Below are 17,336 nucleotides of genomic sequence, written 5' to 3' on the forward strand. Positions count from 1 at the left end.
GCGGCCGCCCTGGCTGCCATGCCGGTCCCGCTGGCGGGAAAAGCGCGCCGTTGCGGCATCGCGTGCATCAGCCCGGCAGGCCCAGCACGTTCTTGGCCAGGATGCCGCGCTGGATCTCGGAGCTGCCGCCATAGATCGTGGTTGGCCGCGCCTCGATGAACTGCCCGGCGGGATGCAGGTCGCGGTTGCCTTCCATGGGCTCCAGCAGCCCCGCATGCTCCCCGGCGATTTCCAGCATCAACTCCGTGATGCGCTGGAACAGCTCCGCCTGGTGCAGCTTCAGCATCGATACGTCCGGGCCGAGCGTCTCCCCGCGCCGCAGCACCGCGACATAGGTTTCGTAAAGGTCCTTATGGTCCTCGAGGTCCATGCGCAGGCGGGTGTAGCGGTCGGCGAAATCGGGATCGTCCGACACGCCCATCCGCTCGGCCAGCAGCTTCAGCCGCGCCAGCGCGTAGCCCGATTGCCGCGGGGAGCCGAGAAAGATGCGCTCGAAGCCCAGCAGCGCCTTGGCCATGCTCCAGCCCTTGTTGGGCTCGCCGACCAGATTTTCCTTCGGCACGCGGACATTGTCGAAGAACACCTCGCAGAACTCGTCATGCAGGGCGAGGTTGATGATCGGCCGCACCGTCACGCCCGGCATCTTCATGTCGATCAGCAGGAAGGAGATGCCGTCCTGCTTCTTCGCCGACTTGTCGGTGCGCACCAGGCAGAAGATCCAGTTGGCGTCGGTCGCCAGCGTGGTCCAGATCTTCTGGCCGTTGACCACGTAATGGTCGCCGTCCAGCACCGCCTCGGTCCGCAGGGAGGCGAGGTCGGAGCCGGCGCCCGGCTCGGAATAGCCCTGGCACCAGATGTCCTCGCCCGCCAGGATGCGGGGCAGGAAGCGCTGGCGCTGTTCCTCCGTGCCGAAGCGGATCAGCAGGGGCCCGAGCATGATGACGCCGTGGTCGGGCAGGCGCGCCACGCCGTGCCGCTCATATTCCTCGATCAGGATGATCTGCTTCGAGGCATCGAGCCCCATGCCGCCCAGCTCGCGCGGCCAGCCCGGCGCCACCCAGCCGCGCGCCCGCAGCTTCTCAAACCAGGGCTTGCCCTGCTCCCAGTGCAGCCGGTGCGGCGGGTTGCGCAGCTCGGGCGGGTATTCGGCCTCGACGAAGCGCCGCACCTCGGCGCGGAAGGCCTCGTCGCTCATCGCGTTCAGGTCGGTCATGCCTCGTCCTCCCGGGCTTCTTCCGCGAAGCGGCGGCGGTGCATCGCGGCGGAGCCGAACTGGCTGGCCAGCACCATGGCCTTGCGCAGGTAAAGGCTGATATCCGCCTCGTCCGTGTAGCCGATGCCGCCATGCAGCTGGATCGCCTGCCGCGTGACCAGCATCGCCGCGTCCGAGGCGCGGGCCTTGGCGCGGGACACGGCGGCGCGGCGTTCGGCACGGGGTGCCTGCCCCTCATCCAGCAGCGCGGCCGCGGCGGCGATGCTGGCGCGGCTGAGGGCGATCTGGATCTGCAAATCGGCGGCGCGGTGCTGCAAGGCCTGGAAGCTGCCGATCGGCCGGCCGAATTGCTGGCGGGTGCGCAGGTAATCCAGGGTCAGCGTGAAGGTCTGGTCCATGACGCCCAGCAGGCTGGCGGCGGTGGCCAGCGCCGCTTCCTCCAGCGCGTCGGCCAGGATGCCGGGGCTGACGGTGCCGATCGGCGTGCCGCTTCCCGGCCGCAGGGTGCCGAAGAAGCCGCCATCCTGGGTCTTCTGCAGCGACAGTTCCGCGCTCTCGGCCGGTTGCAGCAGCAGGGCCATGCCGTCGCCCTGCCGCACCGGCACCAGGAAGGCGCTGGCGCCGCCGGCCTGCGGGATGAACAAGCGCGGCGCCTCCGCCGTGCCGGGCGCGGCCAGCGCGGATGGCGCTTCCTGCCAGGCGGTCAGCACCAGCGCCTCGCCAGATAGCAGGCCGTCGAGGGGTGCTTCCGCATCCACGGCCGCCAGCAGCGCGGCGGACAACATGGCCGGGATCAGCGGCTCCGGCGCCAGCGCGGCGCCGAGCTCCTCGGCCAGGGCGCAGAGCGCGGTGAGGCCGAGCCCGGCGCCGCCCTTCTCCTCGGGCAGCCGCAGCCCGATCCAGCCCTGCTCCCCCATGGCGCGCAGCAGGGCGGGGTCGAAGCCGGGCGGCTGGAAGCGCAGCGCGCGGACCCGGCGGCGGTCGCCGCCCCGCGGCGCGATGCCCGCGGCGCTTTCCCGCAGCAGCCGCGTCGCCTCGGCCAGTTCGTCGTTGTCGAGCGCCGCGCTCATGCGAACACCGCCTTGCCGTTGTTCACCACCACCACGTCGCGCTCCACCACCCGCGCGCGGAAGGCGCCGTCGCGCCAGATCTCCGTGCGGATGGTTTCGCCGGGGAACACGGGGGAGGAGAAGCGCAGCGCCAGGCTTTTCATGGAATCCTCCCGGTAGTCGCCGAGTTCGCGCAGCAGGGCATGCGCCACCACGCCGAGGGTGCATAGGCCGTGCAGGATGGGGCGCGGAAAGCCGGCCTTCGCCGCCACGTCCGGGTCGGAATGCAGCGGATTGTTGTCGCCGTTCAGGCGGTAATACAGCGCCTGCTCCGGCCGCGTCGGAAGGTCCACCGTGATGTCGGGCGGGGTTTCCGGCACGGGATTGACCGGCTTGACCGGGCCGGAAGGACCGCCGAAGCCGCCATCGCCCCGCAGAAAGGTGGTGCTGCCGGTGACGGCCAGCAGGGTGCCGGTGGCGGCGTCGCGCAGCTCCTTCTCGGAATACAGCAGCGCGCCTTTCCCTTCGCCCTTGTCGATCAGCCCGGTGACGCGGGTGCGGCCTATGATCTCGCCTTCCGCCGGCAGGGGATGGTGCAGGGTGATGGATTGCTCCCCATGCACCACCTTCACCGCATCGATGCCGGTGGCCGGGTCGGCCGCCCAGAAGCCGGGATGCGCCAGCACCACCGCCATGGAAGGCAGCACGCGCAGCGCCCGGTCGGCGTCGGTGAAATCAAGCTGCCGCCGGTCCATCGGGTCCTGCCCCAGGCCTACCGACAATGCGTAGAACACGGCGTCGCGCGGTGTCACCCGCTGCCGCACCTCGGGGATCGGGAAGTTCCGCAGCGTGTTGTAATCGATCATGACCTGTTCTCCGCGATCTCGATCACCGCGTCGGCGGCAAAGGCGCCTTCGCCCTCAGGCATGGCGAAGACCGGGTTCAGGTCGATCGCCGACAGGCGCGGGCCGGCCTGGTGCGCCAGCACCGACAGGCGCGACAGCATGCGCGCCAGCGCCCTGATATCGGCGGGCGGGCGGCCGCGCGCGCCCAGCAGCAGCGGCGCGCCGCGGATGGAACGGATCATCGCCTCCGCTTCCGCCTCGTTGAAGGGGCAGCGCCGCAGCGCGACGTCGCGCAGCACTTCCACGAAGATGCCGCCCAGCCCGAACACCGCGACCGGGCCGAACACCGGGTCGCGATGCATGCCGAGGATGCATTCCACTCCGCCCGAAAGCTGCTTCGCGACCAGCGCGCCTTCCAGCCGGGCCTGCGGCGCCGCCGTCGCGGCCCGCTGCATCAGCAGCGCGAAGCCTTCGCGCACCGCCGTCTCGTCGCCGAGGTTCAGCAGCACGCCGCCGATTTCCGATTTGTGCAGGATGTCGGGCGACAGGATCTTCATTACCACGGGGAAGCCGAGCGCCCTTGCCGCCGCCACGGCCTGCTCGGCGGTGGCGCAGGCCTGCTCGGGGGCGGCGGCGATGCCGGCCTGGCCGAGGAGGCGCTTCGCCTCGGCCTCGCTGGGCGTCGATTTGGGCCATTCGAGCGCCGGGAGGGAAGGCGCCGGCTCGGGCGAAGCGGCGGCGAAGGCATCGCCGAAGCGGCCCATGGCGTGGATCGCGGCCACGGCGCGGGACGGGTCGGCGAAGACCGCGAAGCCATCTTCCTCGAACTGCCGGATCTGCGGCGGATCGGCGAGGACGGACAGCACCATCAGCCGGTCCGGGTAACGGGCGCGAAGGGCGCGAAGCTGCTCCCGCAGGCGCGGCGTGATGGAGGGCGCGCCCCCCGCATGGGTGAAGAACAGCAGCGCCGAACGGTAGCCGCCCTCGCCCAGCAGCGCCTCCCCGAAGCGGCCGACCAGCGACAGGTCGTTCAGCACCTGGGCGGTGCAGTCCACCGGGTTCTGCGGTGCGCAGAAGGGGAGGTCGCGGTGCAGCGCGGCCTGGGCCGCCTCCGGCATCGGCGGCATGGGCAGGCCGGCGGCATCGGCCGCGTCGGAGATCAGCACGCCGGCGCCGCCGCTTACCGTCAGCACGCCAAGCGTGTTGCCGGCCGGATAGATCTTGCGCGTCGCCAGCCGGGCGATGTCCAGCAACTCCTCCGTGGTGCGGGCGCGCACCACGCCGAATTCCGCCAGCACCGCATCCGTCACGGCGTCGTCGCCTGCCAGGGAGGCGGTGTGCGACTGCGCGGCTGCGCGCCCCAGCTCGCTGCGCCCGACCTTCATCATCACCACGGGCTTGCGGTTGCGGCGCGCGAGGTCCAGCGCCGCGAGGAAGCGGTTCGCGTCGCGGATGCCTTCCGAATAGGCGGCGATCACCTCGGTGCCCGGGTCCTGCGCCATCCAGGCAACGATGTCGCCCACGGTCACGTCGGCCTCGTTGCCGGTGGTGACGCTGCAGGAGAGGCCCATGCCCATGTCGCGCGCCATGCTGAACAGGTGCATGCCATAGGCGCCGGACTGGCTGGCGATGCCGATCGGGCCAGGAATCGGATAGCCGCGCTCCAGCGAGGAGGTGAAGGTGCCGTAGAAGCCGTTCGCCGTGTTCAGCAGGCCCAGGCTGTTGGGGCCGAGCAGCCGCATGCCGTGCTGCCGCGCGATGCGCAGCAGCCTTTCCTGCGCATCCGCCCCTGACGCGCCGGTTTCGGCGAAGCCGGCGGTGAACAGGATGGCGGCCTTGGTGCCGCGTTCGGCGAGGTCTTGCAGCGCGGCCTCGGCGGCCTTTGGCGGCACGGCGATGATGGCGGCTTCCGGCGTTTCCGGCAGGTCCCGCACGGAGGCGAAGGCCGGCAGGCCCTGCACGGTGGCGCGATTCGGGTTGACCGGCAGGATGGGGCCCGAGAAGCCGCGTTCCAGCATGGCCGCGATGGGGCGGCCGCCGATCCGGCTGGAATCCTCCGATGCGCCGATCACCGCCACGCTGCGTGGGCGGAGCAGCGCAGACAACGCTGCGCCAGCTTCGGTCTGCGGCAAGATCTTGTTTCCTGTTCCTGGACGATGGCCGGCGCCTCGGCGCGACCCTCACCCTCCCTTGTTGGCTGTGGAGGTTAGAAGGGAGGTTGTCGCCATTCAATATGAAGAATGGTATTCTTCATCCGAAATGCGGGTCATCAAACCGCAAAGGGGAGGAAAGGCGTGACCATGGAACACACCCCATCGGGCCGGGCTGCGCGGCCGGACGCAAGCCGCGCCGCGCCGCGTTTCCACCTGCTTTCCACCCGGTCGGAGTGCCGCCATGCCGGTGCCTGAGCTTTTCAACGGCCGCCTCGCCCTGCCGGCGGTGGCGGCGCCCTTGTTCCTGGTGTCGGGGCCGGATTTGGTGGTGGAAACCTGCCGCGCCGGCATGGTCGGCACCTTTCCGGCGCTGAACCAGCGCGACACGCCGGGCTATGTCGGCTGGCTCGAGGAGATCGCCGGCCGGCTGGCGGGGCATCCCGGCGCGGCGCCCTTCGGCGTGAACCTCATTGTCCATCGCAGCAACCAGCGCCTGCAGGCCGACCTGGCGGCTACGGTGGCGCATCGCGTGCCGCTGGTCATCACCTCCCTCGGCGCGGTGCGGGAAGTGGTGGACGCCGTGCATGGCTATGGCGGGCTGGTGTTCCACGACGTGATCAACATGCGCCATGCCGCCAAGGCCGCGGAAGCGGGGGTGGACGGGCTGATCGCGGTGTGCGCCGGCGCCGGCGGCCATGCCGGCACGCTCAGCCCCTTCGCCTTCCTGCCGGAGCTGCGCTCGATGTTTTCCGGCACGTTGCTGCTGGGCGGCGGCATCTCGCATGGCCGGCAGGTCGCGGCGGCCCGGCTGATGGGGGCCGACCTCGCCTATGTCGGCACCCGCTTCATCGCCACGCAGGAAAGCCTGGCGCCGCCGGACTACAAGCGCATGGTGCTCGACGCCCGGGCGGGGGACATCGTGTACACGGCCGCCATCAGCGGGGTGAAGGGCAACTTCCTGCGCCAAAGCCTGGTCGCGGCCGGCCTCGACCCCGAGCGCCTCGCCGAGCAGGAGGCGCTCAACCTCACCGAGCACGAGAAGCGGCCCTGGAAGAACATCTGGTCGGCCGGCCAGGGTGTCGGCGCGATCGATGACCTGCCGGCCGCCGGGGAATTGTGCGCCCGGCTGGCCGCCGAATACCGTGCCGCCGCCGGCAGCCTTTGAGCCGCGACAAGCAACCCGAGGAACGATCCAGAATGAGCGACACCACCCCCGCGGATGCCCCGCCCACCACCCATGCCCGGTTCAGCGATGGCGTGCTGGAGCTGACGCTGAGCTATCCGCGCCGGCGCAACGCCCTGGCGATGGAATTGCGGGAAGCGCTGATCGCGCATCTGGAGCGCGGCCTCGCCGATCCGGAATGCCGCGCCATCATCCTGACGGGGGAGGACGGGCATTTCTGCGCCGGCGGCGACATTTCCGGCATGGGCCGGCCGACCGCCATGCAGGGCCGCCGCCGCATGATGTCCGGCCACCGGATGGTGCGGCTGCTGGTGGAAGGGGAGAAGCCGGTGATCGCCGCCGTCGAGGGCCACGCCGCCGGCGCCGGCATCTCGATGGCCGCGGCCTGCGACATCGTGGTGGCCTCGCGCGAGGCGGTGTTCACCTGCTCCTTCAACAAGGTCGGGCTGGTGCCGGATCTGGGCGCCGCCTGGACGGTGTCGCGCCGCATCGGGCTGGGCCGGTCGAAGATGCTGATGATGCTGGGCGAGCCATTGTCGGGCGAGGCGGCGGCGGGCCTCGGCCTCGTGGATCAGCTGGCGGAACCCGGCAAGGCGCTGGAGGCGGCGCGGGACATGGCGCGCCGCATCGCCGCCCGTTCCCCGCTCTCGAACGCCATGACCAAGACGCTGTTGAACCGCACCACCGGCACGCTGGGCGAATCGCTGCAGGCCGAGGCGGATATCCAGGGCCTGCTCTACGCGTCCGAGGATTTCGTCGAGGGCAGCAGCGCCTTCCTGGAAAAGCGTCAGCCTGCCTTCCGGGGCGGCTGAGGACGCCAGGGCAGATCCCGGTCGGACAACATCATCCGGCCGGGTAGAATAGGTCCCGGGCGGTTTCCGCGTTCAGCGCGGGCGGAACCGCTTCAGGGCCGGTCCCAGAGGCGCGCCGCGCCGAACACGCCCGATGAATCGCCATGGCGGGCACGCAGCAGCCGCACCTCCGCCGCATCCCCGAACACGAAGGGTGCCATGCGGCGCGGCACCTCGACGTAGAGATGCGGCAGGTTGGACAGCCCGCCGCCCAGCACGATGGCGTCCGGGTCGAGGATGTTGGTGACCGCCGCCAGCGCGCGGGCCAGGCGGCCGGCATGCCGGTCCAGCGCCGCGTGGGCGGCGTGGTCCCCGGCTGCCGCCGCCTCCGTGATGCCGCCGGCGTCGCGCTCGCCTTTGCCCTTCCAGTCGGCGGCCAGGGCGGGGCCGCAGAGCAGGGTTTCCAGGCAGCCATGCAGCCCGCACCAGCAGCGCGGGCCGGGATGCTCCGCGGCGGTCATCCAGGGCAGGGGGGTGTGGCCCCATTCGCCGGCCACCCGGTTGCGGCCTTCCAGCAGCCGGCCATCCACCGCCACCCCGCCGCCGACCCCGGTGCCCAGGATCACCGCGAACACCACGCCGTGGCCGGCGCCGGCGCCATCCGCGGCCTCGCTGAGCGCCAGGCAGTTGGCGTCGTTGGAAACCCGGACCGGGCGGCCCAGTGCCTCCGCCAGGTCGCGGTCCAGCGGTTGGCCGTTCAGGCATTGCGTGTTGGCGTTGCGCACCAGCCCGTCGCGCGGGCTCAGGCTGCCGGGGATGCCGATCCCGACGCTGCCCTTCTCGCCCAGCTCGGCCTCGGCCATTTCCACCAGCCCGGCGATGCCGGACAGGATGCCGCGATAGTCGCCCGGGGTGCGGGCGCGGCGGCGGAGCCGGACGGCATCCCGCGCATCCAGCGCCACGATTTCCGTCTTGGTGCCGCCCAGGTCGATGCCGATGCGAAGCGTCATGCCGCGAAGGATAAGGGTCCGCCCGCTTGCGCGATAGGGCGCCCCTGTTCGCGGCCAGGGGCGCGGCCTATGTTCCCGAACAGGCATTGAAGGACGGAGGGGGCCATGGTGCTGGGCAGGTTGCTGGGTGCCCTCACGGGCGATGCCGGGCGGGTGGAGCCTGCCGGTCTCGGCCCCCGATTCCAGGAAGCGCTGTTGCCCGGCGAGCAGGTGCTGGCCGCCTTCCGCACCGTGCGGGATGGCTTCGCGCTGACCGACTGGCGTATCGTGGTGCTGGACCGCCAGGGCATGACCGGCTCCAAGACCGGGATCCTCAGCGTGCCCTACCGCGCCGTCACGCGCTTCTCCGTGGAAGCGGGCGGCACCACCGACCTTGATGAGGAGCTGAAGGTCTGGGATCGCGCCGGGGAGGCGCCGCTGTCCTTTTCCTTCCGGCGCGGCACGGGCGCGGCCATGGCGGCGCAGGCCCTGCTGGCCGAGCGGGTGCGGGGCGCGTGAGCGTGGCTTGCATCGGAACCGCGGCGGTGGTGCAGTCCCGGCCCATGGCAGCCCCTTCCAAGCCCGTCCCCCCCAGACCCGCCGCCGCCGCGCCGGCCGCGTCCGAGATCACGCTCGACCTGCAGGGGCTGACCTGCCCCTTGCCCGTGCTGCGCGCCAACCGCGCCCTGCGCGGCATGAAGGCCGGGGAACGGCTCACCGTGCTGGCCAGCGACCCCGCGAGCGTCAAGGATTTCCAGGCCTATAGCCGGGAAACCGGCCACGCCCTGGTCAGCTTCAGCGAAACGGCCGGGTTGTTCCGGTTCACCCTGCGCAAGCGGGAAGACAAGCGGGACGAGCCGCCGCCCGAATGAACGTCCTCCTGGTCACCCACCATGCCTGCCTTGGGCACAGCAATGCGGATGACCATCCCGAATGTCCCGACCGCCTGCGGGCCGTGCTGAGGGCATTGGAAGCCGAGGAATTCGCGCTGCTGTTGCGGGAGGAGGCGCCGGAGGCGACCGAGGAGCAGTTGTTGCGCGTGCACCGGCCGGAACATGTCGGCGCCGTGCTGGGCATCCGCCCGCCGGAGGGCGAATGGGTGATGCTGGATGCGGAAACCGGCATGGCCGCCGGCAGCGCCGACGCCGCGCTGCGTGCCGCCGGCGCCGGCATCGCCGCCGTGGATGCGGTGTGCCGGGGCGAGGTGAAGCGCGCCTTCTGCGCCGTGCGCCCGCCCGGCCATCACGCCGAGCCGGACCGCCCGATGGGCTTCTGCCTGTTCTCCAACGCCGCCATCGCGGCCCGCCACGCCATCGCCGCGCACCGCATGCGGCGCGTCGCCATCCTGGATTTCGACGTGCATCACGGCAACGGCACCCAGGCGGCGGTGGAGCGCGACCCGGCGATCCTGTTCGCCTCCAGCCACCAATGGCCCTGCTATCCCGGCACCGGGCATGAGCGGGAACGGGGCGTCGGCAACATCCACAACGCCACCCTGCCACCAGGCGCCGAGCCCGGCCTGTTTCGCGAGGCCTGGCGGGACATTCTGCTGCCGGCGGTGGAGGAATTCGTGCCGGAGTTGATCATTATCTCGGCCGGCTTCGATGCCCATGCGCGCGATCCATTGGCCCAGCTCAGGCTGCGCGAGGCGGATTTCGCCTGGCTGACGGAGCGAATCTGCGATCTGGCGGACCGCATCTGCGGTGGCCGGGTCGTCTCGACGCTGGAAGGCGGTTATGATCTGCCGGCGCTGGCCAGCAGCGCCGCGGCGCATGTTCGCGCGTTGATGAATGGCTGAACCGCAGCACAAGGTTTTCTGTTTGATGCCCGAGACAACCAACCCGCCGGAGGTTTCCTCCCTGTCCTTCGAGGATGCCCTGGCCGAGCTGGATGCCATCGTCCGCAAGCTGGAGGGCGGCCAGTCCCGGCTGGAGGAGGCGATCGCCGATTACGAGCGCGGCGCCGCGCTGCGCCGCCATTGCGAAGCCAAGCTGGCGGAGGCCGAGGGCAAGGTGCAGGCCATTGTCGCGGGCCCCGATGGCGCCGCCACCGGGCTGCGGGACATGGGCTGACCACGATGAGCGGCGCCGCCCCCGAAACCGCTTCTCCGCTGCTCGCCGCGCTTGCCGCCTCGGTGGCGGAGATCGAGAACGCGCTGGACACGCTGCTGCCGCCCGAGGAAGGGCCGGAGGCGCCGCTTTACGCCGCCATGCGCTACGCGGCGCTGGGGGGCGGCAAGCGGCTGCGCGGCTTCCTGGTGCTGGAAGGGGCGGCGCAGTTCCGCGTGTCCCGCACCTCCGCGCTGCGCGTCGCCGCGGCGATCGAGATGCTGCATGCCTATTCGCTGGCGCATGACGACCTGCCGGCGATGGACAATGACGACCTGCGCCGCGGCAGGCCGACCCTGCACAAGGCCTTTGACGAGGCCACCGCCATCCTGGCCGGGGACGCGCTGCAGGCGCATGCCTTCGCCGTGCTGGCGCATGAGGACACCCATTCCGACCCGGCGGTGCGGGCCGATCTGTGCCTGCGCCTGGCCCAGGCCGCCGGGCCGCGCGGCATGTGCGGCGGGCAGATGCTGGACATGCTGGCTGAAAGCAGCAGGGAGCCGGCGACCGAGGCCTCGATCGGCCGGCTGCAGGTGCTGAAGACCGGCAAGCTGATCGAGTTCTCGGCCGAGGCCGGTGCCATTCTCGGCAAGGCGCCGGGGATGCAGCGCCATTGCCTGCTGGCCTATGGGCGGGAACTCGGCGCCGCCTTCCAGATCGCGGACGACATCCTGGACGCCACCGCCACGGCGGCGGAAACCGGCAAGGCCACCGGCAAGGATGCGGCGGCGGGAAAGGCCACCCTGGTCGGGCTGCTCGGGCTGGAACGGGCCCGCATCCAGGCCGAACGGCTCGCGGAACAGGCGGTGTCGCATCTCGACAGCTTCGGCGAACGGGCTGACCTGTTGCGGATGCTGGCTGCCTACACCATTCACCGGAGGTCCTGATGGCGAACCCACCGAACCAGGCGCCGCACACGCCTCTGCTGGACCGGGTGCGATATCCCTCCGACCTGAAGAACTTCTCGGCCGATCAGCTGAAGCAGGTCGCCGATGAGCTGCGGGCGGAAACCATCCACGCGGTCAGCCAGACGGGCGGGCATCTCGGCGCCAGCCTGGGCGTGGTGGAGCTGACGGTCGCCATCCACGCCGTGTTCGACACGCCGAAGGACCGGCTGCTGTGGGATGTCGGGCACCAGACCTATCCGCACAAGATCCTGACCGGGCGCCGCGACCGCATCCGCACCCTGCGCCAGGGCGGCGGCCTGTCCGGCTTCACCCGGCGGAGCGAGAGCGAATACGACCCGTTCGGCGCCGCGCATTCCTCCACCTCGATTTCCGCCGGCCTCGGCATGGCGGTGGCGCGCGACCTGAAGCGCGCCGGCGCCAAGAACGGAACGGCCAAGCGTGACGACCGGCAGGTCATCGCCGTGATCGGCGACGGCGCCATGAGCGCGGGCATGGCCTATGAGGCCATGAACAATGCCGGCGCCATGAAGTCCCGCCTTATCGTGGTGCTGAACGACAACGACATGTCGATCGCCCCGCCGGTGGGCGCCATGTCGGCCTATCTGTCGCGGCTGATCTCCTCGCGCCCCTTCCTGTCGCTGCGCGAGGTGATGGCGAAGGTGGCCCGACGCTTCCCCGCGCCGCTGGAGCGCGCCGCCCGCCGCGCCGACGAGTTCGCCCGCGGCATGCTGACCGGCGGCACGCTGTTCGAGGAGCTGGGCTTCTATTATGTCGGCCCGATCGACGGGCACAACATGGACCACCTGCTGCCGCTGCTGCGCAACCTGCGCGACGCGGAGGATGGCGCGCCGATCCTGCTGCACGTCGTCACCCAGAAGGGCAAGGGCTATGCCCCGGCCGAGGCGGCGAGCGACAAGTACCACGCCGTTTCCAAGTTCAACGTCATCACTGGCGCGCAAAGCAAGGCGCCCCCCGGCCCGCCCACCTACACCAAGGTGTTCGCGCAGGCGCTGGTGGCCGAGGCGGAGGCGGATGAGCGCATCGTGGCCGTGACCGCCGCGATGCCCTCCGGCACCGGGCTCGACCTGTTCGAGAAGCGCTTCCCGAAGCGGACCTTCGATGTGGGCATCGCCGAGCAGCATGCCGTCACCTTCGCCGCCGGCATGGCGACGGAGGGGATGAAGCCCTTCGTGGCCATCTATTCCACCTTTCTCCAGCGCGCCTATGACCAGGTGGTGCATGACGTGGCGCTGCAGAAGCTGCCCGTCCGCTTCGCGCTCGACCGCGCCGGGCTGGTCGGCGCCGATGGCGCGACCCATGCCGGCGCCTATGACATCGCCTATCTCGGCTGCATCCCTGAGATGGTGCTGATGGCCTCGGCCGACGAGGCGGAGCTGGCCCACATGGTGGCCACGGCCGCCGCCTTTGACGAGGGGCCGACCGCCATCCGCTTCCCGCGGGGCGAGGGCTTCGGCCTGGTGCCGGTGCCGGCGCGCGGCACGGTGCTGGAGATCGGCAAGGGGCGGGTGCTGCGCGAAGGCAGCACGGTGGCGCTGCTGTCCTATGGCGCGCGGCTGCAGGAATGCCTGAAGGCGGCGGAGGAGCTGGCTTCGCGCGGGCTGTCCTGCACCGTGGCCGATGCCCGCTTCGCCAAGCCGCTGGACACCGCCCTGGTGGAACGGCTGGCGCGGGAGCACGAGGTGCTGATCACCATCGAGGAAGGCTCGGCCTGCGGCTTCGGCGCGCTGGTGATGCAGCACCTGGCCTGGAAGGGCGCCTTCGATGCCGGGTTGAAGTTCCGGCCCATGACGCTGCCGGATGCCTTCATCGACCATGATGCGCCGAAGCTCCAATACGACCATGCCGGGCTTTCGGCGCGCGCCATCGCCGATGCGGCGGTGGCGGCGCTGGGCCGCGGGGCCGGGGCCATTCCGGCACGGGCCTGATCATCTCTGCCCGGAAGGGCCGCCGCCCTTCCGGGCCGGAGTGGGCCATTTCCCGCCGGTGATGGCGGGTCGCGGGTGGCGCCGGTCCCTGGGGGCGCGGATGCGCCCCGCCGGGCCAGCGCCCACCGCCTTCGGAGTTTCAGAAGCAATGCCCAAGCAAAGAGCCGACCTCGCCCTGGTGGAGCGTGGCCTGGTGGAATCCCGCGCCAAGGCGCAGGCGCTGATCATGGCCGGCAAGGTGTTTTCCAACACCAGGCGGGTGGAGAAGCCGGGACAGCCTGTCGCCGGGGACACGCCGCTGGAGGTGAAGGGGCAGGAGCATCCCTGGGTCAGCCGCGGCGGCATGAAGCTGGCCCATGCGCTGGAGCATTTCGCGCTGGACCCGGCCGGGCGGATCGCGCTGGATGTGGGCGCCTCCACCGGCGGCTTCACCGACGTGCTTCTGCATCATGGCGCGGCCAAGGTCTACGCCGTGGATGTGGGCCATGGGCAATTGGCCTGGAAGCTGCGCAGCGATGAGCGGGTGGTGGTGATGGAACGGACCAACGCCCGCTGGCTGGATGCCACGCTGGTGCCGGAGGCACCTGGCATCGTGGTGTGCGATGCTTCCTTTATCGGCCTGGCCACGGTGCTGCCGGCGGCGCTCGGGCTGGCGGCGCCGGGGGCCTGGGCGGTGGCGCTGATCAAGCCGCAATTCGAGGCGGGGCCCGACAAGGTCGGCAAGGGCGGCGTGGTGCGCGACCCCGCGGTGCATGACTCCGTCTGTGCCACCGTGCGGAACTGGTGGAAGGCGCTACCGGGCTGGACGGTTCTGGGGATCGAGCCGAGCCCCATTCTGGGGCCCGAGGGCAACCGGGAATTTCTGATCGCCGCACGCAAGGAAGGCTAGAGAAAGGCCGAAGGCCGCCTCAGGCGGCGCGGGGCGCCGCCATTTTGCCGGCCGTCGCGATTTCCTGCAGCAGGGACCAGACGCGGTGCGGGTCCATCCGCACCTCGGGGTCGTTCAGCAGGCGATCAAGCTCCAGGAGCTTGGCTTCCATGTCGCGCTCGGACATCGTTGGTCTCGTCTCTGGCACGGCGGTTACGGAGTTCGTGCAACGCAACATGGCCCGGAAAGTTACAGCTGGGCGATGGAACGTTGTCGTGACCGGCGCAGAAAAGCACCGCTCAGGCCAGGGAGGAGATTGCCGGCTGCAATTCGGGCCGCGCCGCCTCGCGGTGCCCCTGGTTGCGGAAGCGTACTTCGCCCTGCGCGGCCGCGTCGGGCGGGGCGCAGTCAAACATCTCCAGGCGGGTGACGCAGCTGGCGGCGGTGATCCGCGCCGCGTCCGGCGTGGTGAAGAAGCGGCGGATGCTGCCTTCCAGTTCCAGCGTTTCCCGCAGGCCGCGCCATTCGGAACGGTCCACATCTTCCAGGAAAACGGAAACAAGGCCGGCGCAGGTGCCGGACAGGCGGCTCATCGCGGCGTTGCCGAGGCGGCGCGTGATGGCCGCGGCGATGGCATTCTCCCGCCCGGCCCGCGCGGCCATGACAAAGACGCTGCTGCCGGTGGCATCGCTGGTCACGGCCAGATGCGCGTCGGGACCGAACTGGCTGCGCAGCCGGGCCGAGAAACCGGCCCCCGCCGCCTGCACCCCCGCCAGCAGCAGCGGGTCAAGCTTCAGCACGGCGGCGCCATTGGCATCCTGCCGCTTCTGGTCGGCCAGCATGGTGCTGACGCGTTGCTGCAGGGCGGCCAGTTCCTCCGGGCTCTGGATGCCGTCCGGCAGGGTCATCTTCAGCAGGTAGCGGCCCGGATGGGCGGCCAGCCAGTTCTGCAGCTCCGGATTCACCCCATCCACCAGGGTGAACCAGTCGCCGCGGTTCAGGTGGCGCCCTTCCTCGGCCGAGACGGTTTCGCAGACCAGCTCGGCCCGCGCCTCGCCATATTCGAGCATCAGGTCGTGCGGGGTTCCGTCGGTCAGGCCGGTGAAATGCACGGTGAAGCCACGGGCGCGCTGGCGTGCGGCTTCCCGCAGCAGGTGAAAGAGCGGGATCAGCGTCGCCTCGCCCACCAGCCCTTCGAGCAGGCGCTGGCGGAGCCGTTCGCGCGGAGGCTCCGGCAGGGTGTCGGCCAGGGCCACGGCATCGCGCGCCAGGCCGATGATGCGGCGCTCGGCCCGGTTGGGCGCGACCCCGTTCTCCGGCTTCGCCAGCTTCGACAGGATCAGCTCAAGGGCATGGCGCTGCTGCGTGGCGCGGCCGCACCAGGAATTCGGCACAGCACGCCGCGCGATCTCCGCCATGCGGTCCCGCCACGGCGCCTCGCCCGCCAGCGCCAGGAAGCCAAGGCAATCCTGACGGCCAGAGGCATCATCGGTGCGCTGCATCGGCTTCAGCCTCTCCCATCGGACCAGGATACCTTTCCGGAGGGCGAAACGCCGCGTCAAGCGGAGGGTTGGCCGCATGCAAGCGACCTTCACGATTAGTTGCGGGGCAGGCGCGCCTGCGAGGGTGCCTCCGGATTCTGCGCCCGGTGCCGCAGCAGATGATCCGCCAGGACGCAGGCCAGCATGGCCTCGCCCACCGGCACGGCGCGGATGCCGACGCAAGGATCATGGCGGCCCTTGGTCAGCACCTCGACCTCGGCTCCAAAGCGGTCCACCGACTGGCGCGGCGTCAGGATGGAGGAGGTGGGCTTCACCGCGAAGCGCGCCACCACCGGCTGGCCGGTGGAGATGCCGCCCAGGATGCCGCCCGCATGGTTGGACAGGAACTGCACCGTGCCATCCGGGTTCATGCGCATCTCGTCGGCATTGGATTCACCGTCCAGCGCCGCGCCGCTGAAGCCTTCGCCGATTTCCACGCCCTTCACGGCGTTGATGCTCATCAGGGCGGCGGCGATGTCGGCATCCAGCTTTCCATAAAGCGGGGCACCCAGGCCCGGCGGCAGGCCTTCCGCCACCACCTCGATCACCGCGCCCAGGCTGCTGCCGGCCTTGCGGGTGGCGGCCAGGGATTCTTCCCACAGCGGCACGGCCTGGGGGTCGGGGCAGAAGAACGGGTTGCGATTCACCTCGTCCCATTCGAAGCGCGTGCGGTTGATGCCGAGAGGCCCCATCGCGACCATGGCGCCACGGATGGCGATGGCATCGCCCAGCACCTTGCGGGCGATGGCGCCGGCGGCGACCCGGATGGCGGTTTCGCGCGCCGAGGACCGGCCGCCACCGCGGTAATCCCGCACACCATATTTTAGATGGTAGGTCAGGTCCGCATGGCCGGGGCGGAAGCGGTCCCTGATGTCCCCGTAATCCTTGCTGCGCTGGTCCTGGTTCTCGATCATGAAGGCGATCGGGGTGCCGGTGGTCATCCCCTCGAACACGCCGGACAGCAGGCGGACCTGATCCGGCTCCTGCCGCTGCGTCACGAATTTGGACTGGCCTGGGCGGCGGCGGTCCAGAAAGGGCTGGATATCGGCTTCCGACAGCGCGAGGCCCGGCGGACAGCCATCCACGATGCCGCCGATAGCGGGGCCATGGCTTTCACCCCAGCTGGTGACGCGGAACAGATGGCCGAAACTGTTGTGGGACATGAAAACGCACCGGCGGGAGAACAGGATCGCCGGTTATGCGGAAAGCGGCGGCAAAGGCCAAGGGCCCCTGCCGCCGCGCCGGCCGGTCAGGCGGGTTTCAGGCGCCTGATTGCGGCGTCTTGCGGCGGCCGCCGGCGGGAAACACGTCCACCGGCCCGCCCAGCGTTTGCGCCAGCTCGTTCATTTCGCCGGGCTGCGTTTCCCCGGGCTGGATCGGCTGGCGGATGGTGCCGCTGGCGGTTTCCTGCTGTTCCGCCTCGCCCTGGTGGGATTTGCGGATGGTGCCGCTGTCCCGCGGGTTCATCCGGTCACGGTTCTGTTGCGGATCGGCCATTCAGGTGCCTCCTTGTTCCGCTCAGGATTTCTCGGTGGTGTCGTGGACGTGGTGCCGGTCCCGCTCGCCGCCGCCGCCCGAGATCCGGCTGTTGCGGCTGTTGGTGGAGGAACCGGGCTCCGGGCCTTCCGTGCCGCCGCCGCCCTTGTGCCCGGTGGCCGCGGATTTGCTGGGGTCCTGGCGGTTCTGGTGGCTGCTGCCGGGGCCGCCATGGCGTTCGGTGTCGGGGTCGCGTTCGGGCATGC

At 70.6% G+C, this 17,336-nt stretch carries 19 protein-coding genes; 9 read left to right on the forward strand and 10 right to left on the reverse strand.

From position 1 onward, the window contains the following. Positions 1–67: 67 nt before the first annotated feature. The 4 genes from F0Q34_RS08460 to F0Q34_RS08475 are packed head-to-tail and all read right to left on the reverse strand — an operon-like array spanning position 68 to position 5,239. Positions 68–1,213, reverse strand: a complete 1,146-nt coding sequence (locus F0Q34_RS08460) for an acyl-CoA dehydrogenase family protein (protein WP_149811712.1) — start codon at positions 1,211–1,213, stop codon at positions 68–70. Then, entirely contained in the window at positions 1,210–2,283 is a 1,074-nt protein-coding gene (locus tag F0Q34_RS08465) for an acyl-CoA dehydrogenase family protein (RefSeq protein ID WP_149811713.1), read from the reverse strand. Before F0Q34_RS08465 ends, F0Q34_RS08460 begins: the two co-directional genes overlap by 4 nt. Further along, entirely contained in the window at positions 2,280–3,128 is an 849-nt protein-coding gene (locus F0Q34_RS08470; RefSeq protein WP_149811714.1) for a MaoC/PaaZ C-terminal domain-containing protein, read from the reverse strand. The genes F0Q34_RS08465 and F0Q34_RS08470 overlap by 4 nt, the downstream gene beginning before the upstream one ends. Beyond that, a complete protein-coding gene (locus tag F0Q34_RS08475) occupies positions 3,125–5,239 on the reverse strand; it encodes an acetate--CoA ligase family protein (protein WP_241665393.1) in 2,115 nt (704 codons plus the stop codon). Before F0Q34_RS08475 ends, F0Q34_RS08470 begins: the two co-directional genes overlap by 4 nt. 262 nt (positions 5,240–5,501) lie before the next feature. Between F0Q34_RS08475 and F0Q34_RS08480 the strand changes: the two genes are divergently transcribed. Together F0Q34_RS08480 and F0Q34_RS08485 are read left to right on the forward strand one after the other, a co-directional pair. Beyond that, complete coding sequence (locus tag F0Q34_RS08480; RefSeq protein WP_149811716.1) at positions 5,502–6,425, forward strand: NAD(P)H-dependent flavin oxidoreductase; 924 nt, start codon at positions 5,502–5,504, stop codon at positions 6,423–6,425. Between the two features lie 32 nt (positions 6,426–6,457). Then, on the forward strand, positions 6,458–7,255 hold the full coding sequence (locus F0Q34_RS08485; protein WP_149811717.1) for an enoyl-CoA hydratase/isomerase family protein: 798 nt from the start codon (positions 6,458–6,460) through the stop codon (positions 7,253–7,255). 92 nt (positions 7,256–7,347) lie between these two features. Here F0Q34_RS08485 and F0Q34_RS08490 read toward each other — a convergent pair whose 3' ends face one another. Beyond that, positions 7,348–8,244 (reverse strand): ROK family protein, encoded by an 897-nt coding sequence (locus tag F0Q34_RS08490; protein WP_149811718.1) that lies wholly within the window; start codon positions 8,242–8,244, stop codon positions 7,348–7,350. Positions 8,245–8,349: 105 nt separating this feature from the next. Here F0Q34_RS08490 and F0Q34_RS08495 point away from each other — a divergent pair, with 105 nt between their 5' ends. The 7 genes from F0Q34_RS08495 to F0Q34_RS08525 all read left to right on the forward strand — a co-directional run bounded on the left by F0Q34_RS08495 (position 8,350) and on the right by F0Q34_RS08525 (position 14,074). Continuing rightward, positions 8,350–8,742 (forward strand): PH domain-containing protein, encoded by a 393-nt coding sequence (locus F0Q34_RS08495; protein ID WP_149811719.1) that lies wholly within the window; start codon positions 8,350–8,352, stop codon positions 8,740–8,742. A gap of 44 nt (positions 8,743–8,786) precedes the next feature. Then, positions 8,787–9,095 carry a sulfurtransferase TusA family protein gene (locus F0Q34_RS08500; RefSeq protein WP_149811720.1) on the forward strand — a complete coding sequence of 103 codons (309 nt, stop codon included), beginning with the start codon at positions 8,787–8,789 and terminating at the stop codon, positions 9,093–9,095. After that, positions 9,092–10,021, forward strand: coding sequence for a histone deacetylase family protein (locus F0Q34_RS08505; RefSeq protein WP_149811721.1), 930 nt, complete (start codon positions 9,092–9,094; stop codon positions 10,019–10,021). The genes F0Q34_RS08500 and F0Q34_RS08505 overlap by 4 nt, the downstream gene beginning before the upstream one ends. 25 nt (positions 10,022–10,046) lie before the next feature. Next, positions 10,047–10,295: an exodeoxyribonuclease VII small subunit gene (locus F0Q34_RS08510; protein ID WP_149811722.1), complete on the forward strand. Its 249-nt coding sequence runs from the start codon at positions 10,047–10,049 to the stop codon at positions 10,293–10,295. 5 nt (positions 10,296–10,300) lie between these two features. After that, entirely contained in the window at positions 10,301–11,218 is a 918-nt protein-coding gene (locus tag F0Q34_RS08515) for a polyprenyl synthetase family protein (RefSeq protein ID WP_149811723.1), read from the forward strand. Continuing rightward, complete coding sequence (gene dxs, locus F0Q34_RS08520) at positions 11,218–13,185, forward strand: 1-deoxy-D-xylulose-5-phosphate synthase (protein WP_149811724.1); 1,968 nt, start codon at positions 11,218–11,220, stop codon at positions 13,183–13,185. Before F0Q34_RS08515 ends, dxs begins: the two co-directional genes overlap by 1 nt. 148 nt (positions 13,186–13,333) lie before the next feature. Next, a complete protein-coding gene (locus F0Q34_RS08525; RefSeq protein ID WP_149811725.1) occupies positions 13,334–14,074 on the forward strand; it encodes a TlyA family RNA methyltransferase in 741 nt (246 codons plus the stop codon). Between the two features lie 19 nt (positions 14,075–14,093). Here F0Q34_RS08525 and F0Q34_RS08530 read toward each other — a convergent pair whose 3' ends face one another. From F0Q34_RS08530 to F0Q34_RS08550, 5 genes are all read right to left on the reverse strand, one after another. Then, positions 14,094–14,240 (reverse strand): peptide chain release factor 1, encoded by a 147-nt coding sequence (locus F0Q34_RS08530; protein WP_149811726.1) that lies wholly within the window; start codon positions 14,238–14,240, stop codon positions 14,094–14,096. A gap of 112 nt (positions 14,241–14,352) precedes the next feature. Further along, complete coding sequence (locus F0Q34_RS08535) at positions 14,353–15,555, reverse strand: hypothetical protein (protein ID WP_149811727.1); 1,203 nt, start codon at positions 15,553–15,555, stop codon at positions 14,353–14,355. Positions 15,556–15,650: 95 nt separating this feature from the next. After that, positions 15,651–16,757: a chorismate synthase gene (gene aroC, locus F0Q34_RS08540; RefSeq protein ID WP_149811728.1), complete on the reverse strand. Its 1,107-nt coding sequence runs from the start codon at positions 16,755–16,757 to the stop codon at positions 15,651–15,653. 97 nt (positions 16,758–16,854) lie between these two features. Beyond that, positions 16,855–17,091, reverse strand: a complete 237-nt coding sequence (locus tag F0Q34_RS08545) for a hypothetical protein (RefSeq protein WP_241665394.1) — start codon at positions 17,089–17,091, stop codon at positions 16,855–16,857. 21 nt (positions 17,092–17,112) lie between these two features. After that, positions 17,113–17,334: a hypothetical protein gene (locus F0Q34_RS08550; protein WP_149811729.1), complete on the reverse strand. Its 222-nt coding sequence runs from the start codon at positions 17,332–17,334 to the stop codon at positions 17,113–17,115. Positions 17,335–17,336 lie beyond the last annotated feature (2 nt).

Source organism: Teichococcus oryzae (genome assembly GCF_008386565.1).
In the GTDB taxonomy this organism is placed as follows: domain Bacteria; phylum Pseudomonadota; class Alphaproteobacteria; order Acetobacterales; family Acetobacteraceae; genus Pseudoroseomonas; species Pseudoroseomonas oryzae.